The sequence below is a fragment of the Sphaerisporangium album genome (assembly GCF_003323745.1).
In the GTDB taxonomy this organism is placed as follows: domain Bacteria; phylum Actinomycetota; class Actinomycetes; order Streptosporangiales; family Streptosporangiaceae; genus Sphaerisporangium; species Sphaerisporangium album.
Map to the genome: position 1 here is coordinate 155753 of NZ_QOIL01000002.1, position 17811 is coordinate 173563.

A 17811-nucleotide genomic window follows, 5' to 3' on the forward strand; every position below is an offset into this window, starting at 1 on the left:
CCGCGTGCTCTACAACTCCAAGATCGGCATCGGTCCGGAGCGGCTGCACGACGGCGCCGACCCCGCCGACTCCGGGCCCCGGCAGTTACGCCAGGTGGTGCGCCTGCTCGACCGGATGAGCGTGGTCGTCATCCGCATCCGCAACAGCGGCAGCTACGACATCGACGCCGAGGACTTCCACAAGCCGCTCTCGTTCACCTTCGGCGGGCGGGTCGTGTGGAACGCCAGGATCTCCGAGGCCACCACCACCGTGCTGCGCGAGGAGCTGAGGAACGCGCTGCGCTTCTTCGCCGACGACGGCCGGGTCGCCCGCGACAACCTCCTCACCGTGCGCGGACGGCTCGCCGAGCGGATGGGCCGCCTGCTGCGCGCCCCCTCCGGGCAGGACGCCGCCGAGCCGCGCTGGTACGGCGTATGGATGGACGGGATGTCCCTGCGGCGCGGGGAGGTGGCCAAGCTGGTCGTCGTCCTGCGCGAGCCGCCGTCCAACGCCGGCGACGACATCACCAAGGACCTCGCCCACGGAGGCAGGCTCAAGGACAACGGCCTGATCAAGGACGAGGGCGAGAGGCGCCGGATCACGCTTCCGAGGGTCAGCGGCGCGCTGGCCCTCCTGCTGACCGTCCTGCTGGTGCTGAGCCAGGTCTCCGCCACGTCCGACGATCCGACCGTGACCTGCGTGCCCGGCCACCTGCGCATCGAGGGGTCCAGCGCGTTCATGCCGACGCTGGAGGCTATTCGGGACGAGTACGTCCAAAGGTGCGGGGAGGCGCGGATCGACACGCAGGCGAACGGCTCGCTCGACGGTGTCCGCGACGTGGAGGCGTCCTCCTCCGGTGGATCACCGGAGGTCGTCGCGGTGTCCGACGGCAGGAGCCTGGGCGCCTCGCAACGGCTGCACGCACAGAAGGTCGCGATCGTCGTGTTCAAGGTGGTGGTGAACAGCGGCGTCGGCCTGACCACGATAGGCGTCGAGAATCTCCGCAAGATCTACAAGGGCACCTGGACGAACTGGAGTCAGGTCCCCGGCGCGAAGGCCGGGAACCTGCCGATCAGGATCGTCGGGCGCGGCTACGCCTCCGGCACCCGGGAGGTCTTCGAGAAGCACGTGCTCGGCTTCGGCGAGCCCTCGCTCACGTCGGACGACTGCCTGGAGAAGACGCGCCCCTCGGACACGCCGGTGATCCGCTGCGAGCAGGCGAACAACCAGAAGGTCATCGAGGCGGTGGCCAAGGACGCCGGGGCCATCGGGTACGCCGATCTCGACTCGATCAGGAAGGCGCGCCAGGACACCGCCATCGACAACGCGATCACGGCGCTGACCCTGGACGGCCAGGAGTTCGACTACTCGACCTCGCGGCCCGGCTACCCGTACTGGACGGTGGAGTACCTCTACACCGTGGGCGACCCCAAGCAGGGCTCCCTGACGGATGCCTTCTTCACGTTCGTGCGGAATCACTCGATCGCGGGCGCCCGGCTCAACCAGGCGGGTTTCGAGGCCTGCCCGACGTCGCCGCAGCCGTCTCCGCCCAAGTGCGACCTGCGCTGACACGGCCGTCGAGCGGCGCGCGTTGAACGGCCCCGGCGCGCGTCGTCCATCTCGACGCGCACCGGGGCCGGGTCCTGTGGCCGTACGGCGGCCGTGCGGAGGTCAGGCCGAGAAGAGCTCCGCGGCGGCCTGGGCGTTGGCGCGGGCGGCGCCGTAGGTCGCGATGTAGGTCGCCGCCGGCGGGCGCCAGATCGGCAGGCCCATCTCCACGACCGTCGCGTCCGGGCGTCCGGCCAGCAGCGCCGAGACCATGTCCTGGCTCGCCCGGTGCCGGTGGGCGTCCTTCACCACGATGACCAGCGAGCGCCCGATGGCCCGTTCCAGCAGGCCCGTCGCGTCGGCGCCGTCCGGCTTGACCCGGGTGATCTCGGCGTCCGGCAGCCACGGGGCGAAGCCCCACGGCACGTCGCCGACCGCGATCGTGGGCGGGGTGTCGACCTCGACCACGAACGGGTTGACCAGAGGGGCGGCCGTCCCGGACACGCTCACCGCGCGGCGGGCGGCGGTGAGGCCGATCACGTTGCCGTCCAGCGGGACCTCGCGCGGCAGCGAGAACCACCCGCGCAGCCGGGCGACGCGCTCGGCGGCCTCCTCCAGGCGGGCCAGCGGCAGCCGTCCCTCGCGTACGGCCGTGACGATCTCGGCCTTGACCTCCTGGATCTGCTCGCGCGTCGGCAGCGGGCCGAGGCACAGAAGATCCGACCCGGCGGCCAGCGAGAGCACCGCGCCCCCGCCGAGCCCCACGCTCTTGGTGATCGCGTGCATGTCCAGGGCGTCGGAGATCACCACGCCGTCGAAGCCGAGCTCACCCCTGAGGAGCTCGGTCAGGGCGGGGGCCGAGAGCGTGGCGGGCTCCGTACCGGTCAGGAAGGGCACGCGCACGTGGGCGGTCATGATGGACTTCGTGCCCGCCTCGATCGCGGCCCTGAACGGCACCAGCTCGCGCTCCCACAGGATCTCGCGGGAGACGTCGACCTCGGGGATCTCCAGGTGGGAGTCCTGCCGGGTCGCGCCGTGCCCCGGGAAGTGCTTCACGCAGGCCGCCACGCCCGCGTCCTGGAGCCCCGCCACGGCGGCCACGGTGTGCCGCGACACCAGGGCGGGGTCGGATCCGAACGAGCGGGTGCCGATGACCGGGTTGTCGTCCGCGGTGTTGACGTCCGCGTCGGGTGCCATGTCCAGATTGACACCGCACCGGGCGAGGTCGTCGCCGATCGCGCGGTACACCCGGCGGGTCAGCTCGACGTCGTCCACGGCCCCGAGCGCCGCGTTGCCCGGGTACGGGCTGCCGACGTGATAGGCGAGCCGGGTGACGTCGCCTCCTTCCTCGTCAAGGGAGATGACCGGATCGCCCGCGCCGCGAAGCCGGCTGGTCAGGGCGAGAAGCTGTTCGGGCCCCTCGACGTTGAATCCGAAGAGCGTGACCCCGCCGAGACCGCCGGCGAGCTCACGAAGTATCCAGTCGGGAGCGGTGGTGCCGGGGAAGGCCGCGAGCAGCGTTCCGGCCGCGAGGCGGTGCAGACCCCGATCGCCGTCCACAGAGAACTCGCCCTGGGAGGACGCGCTCGCGGAGAACTCAGACATGGCGGTATTCGACTCCTTAGCTCAAAGGGGGAAGGCGGGGAACGTCAGCCCTTCACGGCGCCGGCGACCAGACCGGAAACCATGCGCCGCTGCACCAGCAGGAAGAAGACGATGACCGGGATGGTCATCAGCGTCGAGGCGGCCATGATGCCGCCCCAGTCCGTCGAGCGCTGGCTGGTGAAGAACTGCAACGCGACGGGCATCGTGTAGGTGCCCTGGTCGTTGATCAGCGTCAGCGCGAAGACGAGCTCGTTCCACGCGGTGATGAACGAGAAGATGCTCGTCGCCACCAGGCCGGGGGCGACCAGCGGGAAGAGTACCCGCCAGAAGGTGATGAAACGGCCGGCGCCGTCGATGGCGGCCGCCTCCTCCAGTTCCTTGGGCACCGCGGCGACGAACGTCCGCAGCATCCAGATCGCGAACGGGAGCGTGAAGCCCACGTTCACGATGATCAGTCCCAGGAGCTGGTCGTACAGTCCCAGCCGCTTGACCATGAGGAACAGCGGGATCAGCAGGGCCTCGGCCGGGACCATCTGCACGATCAGCAGGAGGATCAGGAAGCTCGTCCGGAACCGGAAGCGGAACCGCGACACGGCCGTGGCGGCCAGCAGCGCGAAGACCGCGCCGATCAGCACGGTGCCGAGGGCGACGACGGCGCTGTTGAACAGGTACTGCCAGATGGAGTGCCCGGCCACGCCCTTGGTCAGCACGCGCGAGACGTGGTCCATGGTGGGCGCGAGCGGGAACGGGATGAAACGGGTCGTGAAGATCTCGTCGTTGGGCTTGAACGCGGTCGCGACCATCCAGTACACGGGGAACACCGCGAACAGGAAGACGACGACGGCGGCGGCGTTCAGCCCCGACGCCTTGAGCCACTTGACGCTGCGGGGATTCATCGCACGTCCGCCTCCGTTCGCACGATCTGCCGGACGTACACGGCGGTGATGACCAGCATGATCACGGTCAGGATGACCGCGATGGCGGCGCCGAAGCCCATCTTCGGAGGCGCGCTGAACGCCTCGGTGTAGGCCCACAGCGACAGGTTGAACGCCTCCCTGTTGGTGGTGCCGCCCGCCAGCACGTAGAGCTGGGTGAACACCTTGAAGTCCCAGATGATCGAGAGCACCAGCAGGACGGAGAACACCGGCTTCAGCAGCGGGAAGGTGATCTTCCTGAAGGTGGCGGCCGGCGTCGACCCGTCCACCCGCGCGGCCTCGTACAGCTCCGACGGGATGCTCTTGAGACCGGCCAGCACCGACACCGCGATGAACGGGAACGACGCCCAGACGACCGCGATGACCAGCACGACGTAGATCGTCGAGGGGGCGTTCAGCCAGGGCTGGCCCGACCAGTCCGACCGTCCGAAGACCAGGGTGGAGAGGCCGTCCGGCAGGAGGTTGAGCGCCCAGTTCACCACGCCCGCGTCGGAGTCGAACAGCCACTTCCAGATGATCGCCGTGGCGGTGGGCGGGGTGGCCCAGGCGGCCATGATGCCGACGACGAGGAAGGTCGACATCTTCCGGCCGAGCTTGTTCAGCAGCAGCCCGACTAGCGTGCCGAGGATCAGCGTCAGCGCGACGGTGACCACGGCGAACACGACGGTGTTGCGCAGGGAGGTCCAGAACAGGTCCGAGGAGAAGACGTCGGAGTAGTTCTGCATCCCGAGGAACTCGGCGGGCTGCGGGTTCGGCCGGATCTGTCGCAGTCCCACCTTGTGGAAGGACATGTCGACCATCTGGTACAGCGGGTAGAGCAGGAGGATCGCGATGACCAGGAGGCCCGGGACGAGCAGCACGTAGGGGACGGCCCAGTTGGGGAGCCCGCTCGGGCGGCGCGGCGGCCGGTGGGAACGGCGCCGCGCCGGGGCGGAGGAGTTGCCTCCGCCCCGGGCGACCGTTGACGTCTGCGCCATCATTACTGCTGGTTCAGGATGGTCTCGAGCTCGGTGTTCGCGTCGGCGAGGGCCGTGTCGACGTTCTTCTTGCCCTCGATGACGGCGCGGGCCGCGTTCTGGAGCACGGCCTTGGTGTCGTTGGCCTCGGCCCAGTTCGGGGAGGCCGGGAAGCCCTTGGCCACCTTGAAGGTCTCGGCGAACGGCGCCTGGACCGGGTCGCTGGCGTACTCGGCCAGGGCGTCCGGGTACAGCGGGAGCAGGCCGCCGTCCTTGGCGTACCGCGTGCCGAACTCCTTGCCGGCGGCGAGCTTCAGGTACTCGGCCGCGAGCTCGGGGTTCTTGGCGTCCTTCCAGATGGCGATGTCGTTGCCGCCCTGGAAGGCCGGGGCCGGGCCGCTGCCCTCCTTGTTGGGCAGGGAGAAGAAGGCCATCTTGTCCTCTCCCACCTTGCCCTTGCTCTGCTCCTTGATGGTGGCGATGTCCCAGCCGCCGGTCACGTACATGCCGACCTTTCCGGCGGCGAAGCGCTGGGAGATGTCCACCGAGTTCTGGCTGAGGCGGCCCTTACCGGACACGCCGTCCTTGGCCACCAGGTCGGTGTAGAACTGGAAGCCCTCCTTGAAGCCGGGCTCGGTCAGCTTGCCGACCCACTTGCCGCCCTCGAAGGCCGCGAAGTCGCCGCCCGCCGACCAGACGAAGGGCGACAGGGACATGTTCGCGTCGGACCCGCCGTTGAAGGCGAAGCCGTCGACGTCCTTGCCCTTCTTCTCGACGATCTTCTTGCCTGCGGCCACCAGCTCGTCCCAGGTCTTGGGCGCCTGGATGCCGAGCTCGTCGAACCAGTCCTTGCGGTACAGAACGGCGCGGGTGCCGCCCCCCCACGGCGCGGCGTAGATCTTGCCGTCGATGGTCTCGTAGCCCCACAGGTTCTGCGGGATCTGCTGGAAGTCGGGGGCGGACTTCGTGATCTCCGTGATGTCCGCCAGCGCGTCCTGGGCGACCCACGCGGCCACCTGGTCGTTACCGAACTCGGTGACGTCCGGGCCCTCGCCGCCGGCCAGCGCGGCGGTCCACTTCTTCTGCGCGTCCGGCCACGGGATCCACTGGACGTTGACCTCCGCGCCGGTCTGCTCCTTGAACTTGGCGTCCAGGTCGGTCATGTACTTGGTCTGGACGTCGTTGGGGGCGCCCAGCCGCCAGACGGTGAGGGTCTGGCCGGCGAACTTGGGGCCGGAGGCGGCCGCCGACGCCGCGGGGGCGTCGGTCTTGGCGGGCTCACTGTCACCACCACACGCGGCGACACCAATGGCGAGAACGGCGGTCGTGGCCGTCGTGGCAGCGATCTTTCCGAATTTCACGTTTGGGTTCTCCCTTCTCGGCTTCGCGTCGGGCTCGCGCTCATCTGAAGGTGCACGTCAGGTGCCGTGTACCTGGCGAAGGGCGCCATCCTCGTGCTCTGCGCTCGACATCCCGAGGCCTGATCGCTTGCCTGCGGGGTGACTGCCGCTAAACTAACAAGAAACTTTCTTAAAAGAAACGCCCGTTAGCGGATCGTGACGAGAGGGGCCCGACCCCATGCCCAGGCGACACCCCGGGACACCCCGGCTACTGCGTCAGCTCAACGACCGCGCCGCGCTGGAACTCCTCCTGTCCAAAGGCCCGCTGACCCGGGCCGAACTGGGGGAGTACACAGGACTTTCCAAGGTCACCTCCGGCCAGCTCCTCGCGCGGCTGGAGGACCGGGGGCTCGTGGCCGTCTCGGGAGAACGCCCCGGCGGCCGCGGGCCCAACGCGGCGCTCTACGCGGTGGTCCCCTCCAGTGCTTACGTCGTGGGGCTCGAAGTGTTACCGGAAAGCGTCACCGCGGGAGTCGCGGACATCACCGGCGAGATCATCGCCGAGGTGACCGTCGACCCCGAAGAGAGCGGCGAGCCCGTCAAGACGGTGCACAACGCGGTGCGGCGCGTGTGCGACTCGGCCAACGTCAGCCTGACCCGGCTGCGCGCCCTGGTCATCGGCACGCGCGGCGTCGTCGACCCGCGCACGGGCGACGTCCGCTTCTCCTTCGACCTGCCGTCCTGGCACGCCGGAGTTCTCGACGACCTGCGGGCCACGTTCGGGTCGTCGGTCATGATCGAGAACGATGTGAACCTCGCCGCGCTGGCCGAGCACGCGTACGGCGTGGCGCGCGGGGTCGAGGACTTCGTCCTGGTCTGGGCGGGGGTGGGGCAAGGGCTCGGCGTCATGCTCGGGTCCCGCCTGCACCGCGGGTTCACCGGGGGCGCCGGCGAGATCGGCTGGCTCCCGGTGCCCGGCGAGCCGCTGCCGATCGACGTCAACGAGCCGCAGTCCGGCTCCTTCCAGCGCCTCGTCGGCACCAGCGCCGTAACCGGCCTCGCCACCACCCACGGCCTCTCCACCGTCCAGGGGCTCTCGGGCGTCCAGGGCCTCTCGGGCGTCCCGGAGATATCCGCCACCCACGATCCCTCCGCCGACGGCCGCCTCTCCGGTGTCGCCGATCTTGCGGGTGTCCCGAACGTCTCAGGCGACGGGAGGCTGTCGGGTGTCGGTGATCTCCCTGGCGTCCAGGACCACAATGGCGACCGCGGCCTCTTGGCTGTGAGGGACCTCTCCGGTGCCCGAGGCCTTCCCCGCTCACATCCGCCCCGCCGCGTCGCGCCGACCTCCGCCGACCTCGTGGGCGCGGCCGTCGCCGCCGGTCAGGAGGACTTCCTGGACGAGCTCGCGCGGCGGCTGGCGATCGGCGTCGCGGCCGTGACCGTGGTGCTCGACCCCGGGCTGGTCGTCCTCAGCGGCGACGTCGGCCGCGCGGGCGGGCGCGCCCTCGCCGGCAGGATCGAGAAGGCGGTCGCGGAAATCTGCCCCAGCCGCCCCCGCGTGACGGTCACCGAGGTGGAAGGCAACCCGGTCCTGAGAGGCGCCGTGACCGCCGCCCTCGAACAGGCCCGGGAGGAGGTCTTCTCCAGCACCGTCGACATCTGACAGCGAGGATCTGTGGACGGTCGCTCGGCCGCTCTCGGGAAAGTCGTCGTCTGCGATCATGCCGCGTCCTGGGATGGTCCCGGCACGGTGTGAGTGCGGGAGAGGGGAGGGCCGGGGTCGGGGCGCGGTCATACCGTGCCTTTGCCTGTCTTGCTCACTCCCGACCGGATCATGGGTTGGGGCTTGTGCGAGACTTGCTGCTCATGCATGACATCGTGCTGATTTCTGACCCTCGCGTGACCTCGATCCCCGTGGAGGAGAACGGGGAGGCGCTGGTCGACGTCCGGAGCGTCCTCGCCGTCGACGGCATGATGGCCGACGCGGACGGCGCCTTCGCGCATCTGCGGGAGGGGGTGCTGGCCCGGCTCGTGGACGCGCAGCGGGCGCTGCCGTCCGGGTACCGGCTGCTCGTGGTCGAGGGTTACCGTCCCGTGGTGCAGCAGAAGCGGATCTTCGAGGAGTACAAGGACGAACTGCGGGTGACGTTCCCGGAAATGTCACCCGCAGAATTGCACGTGGCGGCCAGCCGGTACGTCTCCCCGGTCGAGGTCGCGCCGCACACCGCCGGCGCCGCGGTGGACCTGACCCTCGCCACCGACGAGGGAACCGCGCTCGACATGGGCACCGCGGTGAACGACACTCCCGAGCAGAGCGACGGCGCCTGCTACACGGCCGCGCCCAACATCTCGGCCGAGGCCCGCGACCACCGCAAGATCCTCGGCCAGGCCCTCGAAAGCGCCGGTCTGGTGAACTACCCCACCGAGTGGTGGCACTGGTCCTACGGCGACCGCTACTGGGCCCTCGCCACCAACGCTCCCGCCGCCGTCTACGGCCCCCGCACCTACCCCTGACCAGCCCCTCGCCGCCCATTCGATCCCCACGATCACGGTCCCGCGACGGCTGTCAGCCTGAAGAAAGCCGAATGAGCCGGCGGAGGCGGCCGCACGTGAAGATGGTGACCTCGTCTACTTCCATCTCGTCGGCGGCCGGCTCCACCCTTCGGCGTGATCGCGGTTCCTCCGGGGGTCAGGCGCGGAGGCGGAGGCCTCGGGGGGTGGGGTGAAAGCCGGCGGCCTCCAGGGCGGCGGCCAGCGGGGAGTCGACGATCGCCGTGCCGTCGGCCTTCTCGACGGTCAGCTTGCCCAGGGCGCCGTCGCGGACGGCCAGCGCCAGCGCGTCGACCGCCGGGCTCAGCCGGTCGTCGTCGGCGAAGGACAGCAGGGTCTTGCCTCCGCGCTCGACGTACAGCACCAGGCGGCCGTCCACGAGCACCACCAGGGCGCCCGCCTTGCGTCCGGGCTTGTGGGTGACCTCTCCCGGGTGGGCCGGCCACTGCAGGGCCGCGCCGTACGGGTTGGCCGGGTCGGTCGCCGCCAGCACCACCGCTCGCTGCTCCACGGCCGCCGTGCCCGGTGACCGCGCACGATCCCCGTGCCCGCGATCTCCCTGGTAGTACTGCGAGTACGCCGGGAAACCACCCCGCCCCGGCGACGTCGGCGAGTCGAACCCCGGTTCGGAGGACGGGGTGACCATCGCGTCGTCGGACCGGCCCGGGGAAGGCGCCTCGAGGAACGGGGAGGCCGCGGGCGGTGGCGCCTGGGAGGTGGAGGAGGGGAGCGTGGCGGCGAGGGCGCGCATGCGGTCGACGGCGCCCGGCAGGGCGAACTGCGCGCCCCCGAGGCCCTCGACGAAGTAGCCGCGGCGGCACCTGCCCGTCTCCTCGAACGCCCGCAGGACCGGGTACACCGTGGCGAACCCCTCGGTGAGCCGCTCGGCCGCGACGGCGCCCTTGGTGATCACGCCATGTCGTTCGAGCAGGACCTCGGCCTGCGCGTGGGCGCGCTGGGTGGCGTCGGACGAGGGCTCGGGCAGCAGCCACCACCGCCCGCTGACCGTGGGCGGCCCCGACCGCGTCGGCAGCACGGCACGCCGCCTGCGCGTGGAGGTCGGCCGGTGGGCGGGACGCCCGGACCCGAGCGCCGCCCGCAGCGGCGCCAGCGTGTCCCCGGAGACGCGGCCCGCCCAGACCAGGTCCCACAGCGCGCCGGCGAGCGCGGTGTCGTCCAGAGAACCCACCCGCCCCGAAAGATCGCGGAAGAACAACGCGCCCCCGCCGCCCAGGACCTCCAGCACCTTTTCGTGCAGCGGCGTCATCGTGATCTCGGCGGGCGGCGGCAGCAGCAACGGCGCGGTGTCGGCGAAGAACAGGGCCACCCAGCCGTCCCCGCCGGGCAGCGACCCCTGGCCGGACCAGATGACCTCGCCCGAGGCGGTCAGCTCGTCCAGCATGGCGGGCTCGTACCCCGGCACCCGGCTCGGCAGGATCAGCGTCTCCAGCGCGGACGCCGGGACGGCCGCGCCCTGCAACTGTTCGATGGCGTGGACGAGCGCGTCCATGCCGCGTGTCGCCCGCCCGCCGGTGATGCCGTGCCACGCCGGGCAGAACGCGCCGAGCGCCTCGGGCGGGACCGGCTCGACCTCCTTGCGGAGCCTGGCCAGCGACCTGCGGCGCAACAGCCGGAGCACGCCCGCGTCGCACCACTCTTCGCCCCAGCCACCCGGCCGGAACTCGCCCGCCACCACCCTGCCCGGCGAGGCCAGCCGCCGCAGCCCGTCCGCCACGACCGCGACGCCGAGGCCGAACCGCGCCGCGGCGGTGGCCGCCGGGAACGGGCCGCGCGTGCGGGCGTGCCGGGCCAGCAGGTCGGCCAGCGGGTCGGGCACGGGCTCCAGGAAGACGTGCGGCACGCCCACCGGCAGCGGCACGCCGAGCGCGTCGCGCAGCCGGGCGGCGTCCTCGATCGCGGCCCACTGCTCGACCCCGGCGATCCGGACGCGGATCGCGCGCCGGGCGGCCTCCAGATCGCCCAGCCAGGCGGGATCGCCCTCGCGGACCGTGACGTCCTCGGCCAGGAGGGGCCCGTGCGTCCTCAGCAGGTCGGCGAGGTCCTCGGCGTCGCGCAGTGGCCGGTCGAGCCGCGCGAGCTCGCGTTCTGTGTCGGCCACGACGTCGGGGTCGAGCAGCTCGCGCAGGTCGGCCTCGCCCAGCAACTCGGCGAGCAGCCGCGTGTCGAGGGCCAGGGCCTGAGCCCGGCGCTCGGCCAGCGGCGCGTCCCCTTCGTACATGAAGGCGCCGATGTAGGTGAAGAGCAGCGACGCCGCGAACGGCGACGCCTGCTGGGTCTCGACCTCGACCACCCGCACCCGCCGCGCGGCGATGTCGCGCATGATCTGCACCAGCCCCGGCACGTCGAAGACGTCCTGCAGGCACTCGCGCATCGTCTCCAGGACGATCGGGAACGAGCCGTACTTGCTCGCGACGGCCAGCAGGCTCGCCGCGCGCTGGCGCTGCTGCCACAGTGGCGACCGCCTGGCCGGGTTACGCCGGGGCAGCAGCAGCGCGCGGCCCGCGCACTCGCGGAACCGCGACGCGAACAGCGCCGACCCGCCGAGCTCTTCGACGACGATCTGCTCCAGCTCGTCGGGGTCGAAGACGGCGACGTCGGTCGGAGCCCCCTCGAGTGTGTCCGGGATGCGCAGGACGATGCCGTCGTCGGAGTGCATGGCCTGGATCTCCATGCCGTAGCGCTCGCGCAGGCGCCGGCCGATCGCGAGCGCCCACGGCGCGTGGACGCGCGCGCCGTACGGGGTGTGGATGACGACCCGCCAGTCGCCGAGCTCGTCGTGGAAGCGTTCGACCACCAGCGTGCGGTCGTCGGGGACGTAGCCGGTGGCCTCGCGCTGCTCGGCGAGGTAGGCGAGGAGGTTGCCGGACGCGAAGGCGTCCAGCCCGGCCTCGGCGAGGCGGCCGGTCTCGCCCTGCGAGAGCTCACGCAGGAACGCGCCGAGCGCCCGGCCCAGCTCGGCCGGCCTACCGGGCGTGTCGCCGTGCCAGAAGGGCAGTTTGCCTGGTTGGCCGGGAGCGGGGGAGACGAGCACACGGTCGGCGGTGATGTCCTCGATGCGCCAGGAGGTCGCGCCGAGCAGGAAGACGTCCCCCACCCTGGACTCGTAGACCATCTCTTCGTCCAGCTCGCCGACCCGCCGCCCGCCGCGCCCGGTGTCGCCGCCGGCCAGGAAGACGCCGAACATGCCGCGGTCGGGGATCGTGCCGGCGTTGGTCACCGCCAGGCGCTGGGCGCCGGGACGGCCGGTGACGCGGCCGGTCACGCGATCCCACACGATGCGCGGGCGCAGCTCGGCGAACTCCTCACTCGGATAGCGCCCCGCCAGCATGTCGAGCGTGGCCTCCAGCGCGCTCCTGGGCAGCGTGGCATAGGGAGCCGACCGCCTGATCAGGGTCTCCAGCTCGTCGACCGTCCACTCGTCGAGCGCGCACATCGCCACGATCTGCTGGGCCAGCACGTCCAGAGGGTTGCGCGGGTAGCGCATCTCTTCGATCTGGCCGGCCTTCATGCGCTCGGACACCACCGCCGTCTGCACCAGATCGCCCCGGTACTTGGGGAAGATCACGCCCCTGGAGACCGCGCCGACCTGGTGACCTGCCCGGCCGATGCGCTGAAGGCCGCTCGCTACGCTGGGCGGCGCCTCGACACAGGCCACCAGGTCGACCGAGCCCATGTCGATGCCGAGCTCCAGGCTGGAGGTCGCGACCACGGCGGGCAGGCGCCCGGACTTCAGGGCCTCCTCGATCTGCGACCGTTCCTCCTTGGAGACCGAGCCGTGGTGGGCACGGACGATCTCGGGAATCGCGCCCTTGGCGGACCCCGCCTGCGCCATGACCTGCGCGGGCGCGGAGGAGGCCGGCGGCCCGCTCTGGCCGTCCCCCTCGCCCATGGCGCGTTCCAGCGCCAGCTCGTTGAGCCGCGCGCACAGCCGCTCGGCCAGGCGGCGCGAGTTGGCGAACACGATCGTCGAGCGGTGGGAGCCGATCAGGCCGAGCAGGTGGTCTTCGACGTGGGGCCAGATCGACCGGCGGGACGGCGGCTCAGGCTGCCAGGGGACCTCGCCGTCGTCGAACCCGGCCGGTCGGCGCGGGGCCGGGTCGAGCTCGGTCATGTCCTCGACGGGGACGACGACGTCCACCTCGATGACCTTCTCCGAGGGCGGCTGCACGACCGTCGTCGGCCGGGAGCCGCCGAGGAACGCCGCCACCTCGCTCACGGGTCGCACGGTGGCCGACAGCCCTACCCGCTGCGCGGGGGAGGGCAGCAGCGCGTCGAGCCGTTCGAGGGTGAGCGCGAGGTGGGCGCCGCGCTTGGAGGCCGCCACCGCGTGCACCTCGTCGACGATGACCGTCTCGACCCCGCGCAGCGCCTCGCGGGCCTGGCTGGTGAGCATCAGGTAGAGCGACTCGGGTGTGGTGATCAGGATGTCGGCCGGGTGGGCGGCGAAGCGGCGCCGATCTTCGGCCGAGGTGTCGCCGGAGCGCACGGCGACCGAGATCTCGGGCACGGGCAGGCCCATGCGGCGGGCGGTCTGCTTGAGCCCGGCCAGCGGGGCGCGCAGGTTGCGCTCGATGTCGACCGCCAGCGCCTTGAGAGGGGAGACGTAGACGACCCGGCAGTGCCGCGCGGGCCGCGGCTTCCGCTTCCCACGACCCTGGGGCTCCGCGGACGCCTCGGCCTCGCCCGGCGCGGGCGCTTCGGCGGCGCGCTCGGCGGCCAGGCGGTCGAGGGACCAGAGGAAGGCGGCGAGCGTCTTGCCCGAACCGGTCGGCGCGACCACCAGCGTGTTCTCTCCGCGCGCGATCGACTGCCACGCCCCTTCCTGCGCGGACGTGGGCGCGGCGAAGGCGTCGGTGAACCATTGCCTGGTCACCGGGCTGAAGTGGTCGAGCGCGGATCCGGTCATGCCTTCATCATGCAACCCGCCACCGACAAAAAACGCCGCCGCCCGTCCCTGACGGATCGGGCGGGTCAAGGTGTCTGAGTCGTCAAATACAGCGAGCCTTGACATCGGCCGCCTACGGGACGTCACCTTGAGTATGCGAATCGACTACGCGGCCATCGAAGCGACTCGCGCGCGGATCCGCGAACAGCACGTCCACGCGACGCGGCCGGAAAGCAGCGCGCGTGGCCTTCATCACTTCGCGCTCATCTGCTCCGACGTCGAGCGGACCATCGGCTTCTACCAGGACCTGCTGGAGTTCCCGCTGACGGAGATCTTCGAGAACCGCGACTACAAGGGGTCGAACCACTTCTTCTTCGACATCGGCAACGGCAACCTGCTGGCCTTCTTCGACCTTCCCGGGCTGGACCTGGAACCGTACAAAGAGGTGCTCGGAGGACTGCACCACATGGCGATCTCCGTCGAGCGCGGCAAGTGGGAGCGGCTGCGCGGCAAACTCGACGACGCGGGCGTCCCGTACCAGGTGGAGAGCGACGCCTCCATCTACTTCCGCGACCCCGACGGAGCCCGCCTGGAACTCCTGGCCGACCCCCTCGGCGAGATGTACGGCGCCCGCGTCCTCTGAGGATGTGCTGTGCTTATGGCCCTCCCTTCGGTCGCGCGGCGTGAGGGTGACCCGTTTCTCCTGATAGCGCGGCGGTGGTCGGGCCACCCGGGGCGGGGACCATACTGGGAGCATGCGCTTGACGGACTTCTGGAGCCGGATGAACCGCCACTTCGGTGAGAAGTACGCCGAGTCCTGGGCGCGTGACTATGTGATCGCCGAGCTGGGCGGGCGTACGGTGACCCAGGCGCTCGACGAGGGAGTGGCCGCCAAGGACGTCTGGCACGCCGTGTGCGGCGTCACCGACGTGGACTCGCGCCTTCGCTGATCCCCGCGCGCTGATCTCGGCCCGCGCACCCCGGCTCACGGCCGGGCACGAGCTGTTCGCCGCGTCAAGCTGAGATCGAACAATCGTTCGGCTATATTGAACTTGCCGACGTCCGTGGGCCCGCTCCGCGAAAATGTCGGTGGCACCCCGTAGCTTGCCAGCGACGGAAAAGACATTCGACACACCCTCCAGGGGGCACTCCATGGCAGCCAACGACCGCGAGAAGGCCCTTGAGACTGCTCTCGCTCAAATCGAGCGGCAGTTCGGCAAGGGCTCTGTCATGCGCCTCGGCGATGACGCACGAGCCCCCATCGAGGTGATCCCCACGGGGGCCATCGCACTCGACGTCGCGCTCGGCATCGGCGGCTTTCCCCGCGGCCGCATCGTCGAGATCTACGGCCCCGAATCCAGTGGTAAGACCACCGTCGCGCTCCACGCCGTGGCCAACGCGCAGCGGGCGGGCGGCATCGCCGCCTTCATCGACGCCGAGCACGCCCTCGACCCCGAGTACGCGAGGAAGCTCGGCGTCGACACCGACGCGCTGCTGGTCTCCCAGCCGGACACCGGCGAGCAGGCGCTGGAGATCGCCGACATGCTGATCCGCTCCGGTGCCATCGACCTGGTGGTCATCGACTCGGTCGCGGCCCTCGTGCCCAAGGCCGAGATCGAGGGCGAGATGGGCGACAGCCACGTCGGTCTCCAGGCCCGTCTCATGTCCCAGGCCCTGCGCAAGGTGGCCGGCGCGCTCAACAACACAGGCACCACCGCCATCTTCATCAACCAGCTCCGCGAGAAGATCGGCGTGATGTTCGGCTCGCCCGAGACCACGACGGGCGGCAAGGCGCTCAAGTTCTACGCGTCGGTGCGTCTGGACGTCCGCCGCATCGAGACCCTGAAGGACGGCACCGAGCCGGTCGGCAACCGCACCCGGGTCAAGGTCGTGAAGAACAAGATGGCCCCGCCCTTCCGCCAGGCCGACTTCGACATCCTCTACGGCATCGGCATCTCCCGCGAGGGCGGCCTGATCGACATGGGCGTCGAGCAGGGCTTCGTCCGCAAGGCCGGCGCCTGGTACACCTACGAGGGCGACCAGCTCGGGCAGGGTAAGGAGAACGCCCGCAACTTCCTGAAGAACAACCCCGACATCGCCAACGAGATCGAGAAGAAGATCAAGGAGAAGCTCGGCGTCGGGCCGCGCCTCGACACTCCCGCCGAGGCTCCCGCGGCGCCGTCGGCGGCCGGGCCCGCCCCCGTGGCCGCCGGTCGCGCCGCGGCCGCGTCCGCTCCGGCGCCCGCAGGCCGGGGCGCCAAGGCTCCCAAGCCGGGTGACGTCTGATCGAGCTGATCTCCCATGCCTGCCGGTGATGATTCCCCTGGCCGCGTGAGGTCAGGGGACTGGGGAGCCTGGATCGAGGACTCCCCGGACCCTGCCTCACGTACCGGCTCCCGCCCGCGCGGCGCCCAGAACCGAAACCGCCGCTCCCGTTCGTCCGACGAAGACCCTCAGCCACAAGATCCTCGAGGCCGGCCACAGGAAGATCAAGCACGGCCGCAGGAAGGCCGAGCCCGGTCCCGGGGAGCTCAAGCCCGGCCGGGTACGGAGTTTCTGACCCCGGCCGCCCGGGACGACTCGAAAACCCACGAATTCTTCCGCCGCAAGCCGGACGAGCCAGGGCGGGAGCAGGGGAAGTTCCCCTGGGAGCCCGGCGCGACCCGCTGGCAACCCCGCAGCCTTCGCCAAGACCAGGCGCAGGCTCCCCACCAACCCGAGCATCCCCAACCCGAGGAATCCCGCTCCGAAGACCCACCGGCCAACCTCAGGGACACCCGCCGGCCACAGCACGACGACCTTCGGCATGAGCCGGGGGAACCTCCGCAGGCGGACGAACCCGGCGAGCGGCGCGGCGGCCAGTGGCGTGGGGAATCGGGCGAGCGGCGCGGCGAATCCGGCGAGCGCGGTGCCTCTCAGCGGCAGCCGGAACAGCCCCACCACGACCTGAGCACCCCCGACCCCGAACCGCCGAGCCGCACCCAGAACCAGGCGCCCCCTCCCCGGTCCCGGCAACCCGCGTTCGACGAACCAGCAGTGCCACTCCGGGAGCTGGAGGGTTCGTACGGCGAGCCGGAGGAAGCTTGGCCGGAGGCTGAGAGCCCCTGGGCCGAGTCCGAGGAATCCTGGCCGGAGGCAGGGAAGTCTTGGGTGGGGGCCGAGGGGTCTCGGAAGGAGCCGGGGGAGCGTTGGGCTGAGTCTGCGGAAACCAGGACAGGGTCGGGAGCGCGTTGGGCTGAGTCTGCGGAATCCTGGACAGGGTCGGGGGAGCTTTGGGCGAGGTCTGAGGAGGCCCCGGCAGAGCCGGGGGCGCGTTGGGCGGAGTCTGAGGAGTCTCGGGCGGAGTCTGAGGAGTCCGCTCGGGTGGCCTCGCCTCGGACGGCCAAGAGTGGTCGGCGAGGGCGCACGGGGCGTCGGGCGGCTCGGGGGTTCGACGGGCCGGCCGAGGGCTCCTTGGCGGCTCAGGGGCCCCCAGGCGATCCCGAGGCGGTGGCGCGGGCCGTCTGCCTGCGGTTGCTGACGATGGCACCACGGACGCGGGCGCAGCTCGCCGAGGCCCTGCGCCGCAGGGACATTCCTGACGAGGCGGCCGAGTCCGTACTTTCCCGATTCTCCGATGTCGGTCTCATCGACGACGAGGCGTTCGCCGAGGCATGGGTCACCTCCCGTCACGCCGGACGTGGCCTGGCACGCCGTGCACTCGCCGCCGAGCTGCGCAAACGCGGCGTCGAAGAGGACACCGTGCGGGAAGCGATCGACCAGATCGACTCCGACCAGGAGCTGGAGACCGCCCGCAGGCTCGTCGACCGCAAGCTGCCCGGCACCCGAGGCCTGGAACCCGCCGCCCGCATCCGCCGCCTGGCCGGAATGCTCGCCCGCAAGGGCTACTCCGGCGGCGTGGCCTACCGAGTGGTCCGCGAAGCCCTCGAATCCGAGGGCCAACCCACGGACGACTTCCCGGACTCGTTCGAGGAGTGAGCTGACCAGG

General features: G+C 71.0%; 12 protein-coding genes. 7 read left to right on the forward strand and 5 right to left on the reverse strand.

Going from position 1 to position 17811, the window contains the following annotated elements; genetic code table 11:
* The coding region (locus tag DQ384_RS03355; RefSeq protein WP_220182760.1) for a substrate-binding domain-containing protein at positions 1-1549 on the forward strand (1549 nt) is incomplete at its 5' end.
* Positions 1550-1651: 102 nt separating this feature from the next.
* Here the strand turns inward: DQ384_RS03355 and DQ384_RS03360 are convergent.
* The 4 genes from DQ384_RS03360 to DQ384_RS03375 are packed head-to-tail and all read right to left on the reverse strand — an operon-like array spanning position 1652 to position 6385.
* Positions 1652-3133: a glycoside hydrolase family 3 protein gene (locus tag DQ384_RS03360; RefSeq protein ID WP_114027187.1), complete on the reverse strand. Its 1482-nt coding sequence runs from the start codon at positions 3131-3133 to the stop codon at positions 1652-1654.
* 44 nt (positions 3134-3177) lie between these two features.
* Positions 3178-4029, reverse strand: coding sequence for a carbohydrate ABC transporter permease (locus DQ384_RS03365; protein WP_114027188.1), 852 nt, complete (start codon positions 4027-4029; stop codon positions 3178-3180).
* A complete protein-coding gene (locus tag DQ384_RS03370; protein WP_114027484.1) occupies positions 4026-5045 on the reverse strand; it encodes a carbohydrate ABC transporter permease in 1020 nt (339 codons plus the stop codon). The genes DQ384_RS03365 and DQ384_RS03370 overlap by 4 nt, the downstream gene beginning before the upstream one ends.
* A gap of 2 nt (positions 5046-5047) precedes the next feature.
* On the reverse strand, positions 5048-6385 hold the full coding sequence (locus tag DQ384_RS03375; protein ID WP_114027189.1) for a sugar ABC transporter substrate-binding protein: 1338 nt from the start codon (positions 6383-6385) through the stop codon (positions 5048-5050).
* Between the two features lie 217 nt (positions 6386-6602).
* On the opposite strand from DQ384_RS03375, the gene DQ384_RS03380 reads away from it, so the two are divergent.
* The gene (locus tag DQ384_RS03380) at positions 6603-8030 is read left to right on the forward strand and encodes an ROK family transcriptional regulator (protein ID WP_245966225.1); all 1428 of its coding nucleotides are present in this window, start codon (positions 6603-6605) and stop codon (positions 8028-8030) included.
* 215 nt (positions 8031-8245) lie between these two features.
* Positions 8246-8881 (forward strand): M15 family metallopeptidase, encoded by a 636-nt coding sequence (locus DQ384_RS03390; RefSeq protein ID WP_245966226.1) that lies wholly within the window; start codon positions 8246-8248, stop codon positions 8879-8881.
* Between the two features lie 175 nt (positions 8882-9056).
* Here DQ384_RS03390 and DQ384_RS03395 read toward each other — a convergent pair whose 3' ends face one another.
* A complete protein-coding gene (locus tag DQ384_RS03395) occupies positions 9057-13844 on the reverse strand; it encodes an ATP-dependent helicase (protein ID WP_114027190.1) in 4788 nt (1595 codons plus the stop codon).
* Between the two features lie 133 nt (positions 13845-13977).
* Here DQ384_RS03395 and DQ384_RS03400 point away from each other — a divergent pair, with 133 nt between their 5' ends.
* From DQ384_RS03400 to recX, 4 genes are all read left to right on the forward strand, one after another.
* The gene (locus DQ384_RS03400) at positions 13978-14466 is read left to right on the forward strand and encodes a VOC family protein (protein WP_114027191.1); all 489 of its coding nucleotides are present in this window, start codon (positions 13978-13980) and stop codon (positions 14464-14466) included.
* Between the two features lie 112 nt (positions 14467-14578).
* Positions 14579-14773 carry a DUF3046 domain-containing protein gene (locus tag DQ384_RS03405; RefSeq protein WP_114027192.1) on the forward strand — a complete coding sequence of 65 codons (195 nt, stop codon included), beginning with the start codon at positions 14579-14581 and terminating at the stop codon, positions 14771-14773.
* A 202-nt stretch (positions 14774-14975) separates the two neighbouring features.
* Positions 14976-16109, forward strand: a complete 1134-nt coding sequence (gene recA / locus DQ384_RS03410) for a recombinase RecA (protein WP_114027193.1) — start codon at positions 14976-14978, stop codon at positions 16107-16109.
* Between the two features lie 15 nt (positions 16110-16124).
* The gene (gene recX, locus DQ384_RS43520; protein ID WP_114027194.1) at positions 16125-17801 is read left to right on the forward strand and encodes a recombination regulator RecX; all 1677 of its coding nucleotides are present in this window, start codon (positions 16125-16127) and stop codon (positions 17799-17801) included.
* Positions 17802-17811: the final 10 nt, after the last annotated feature.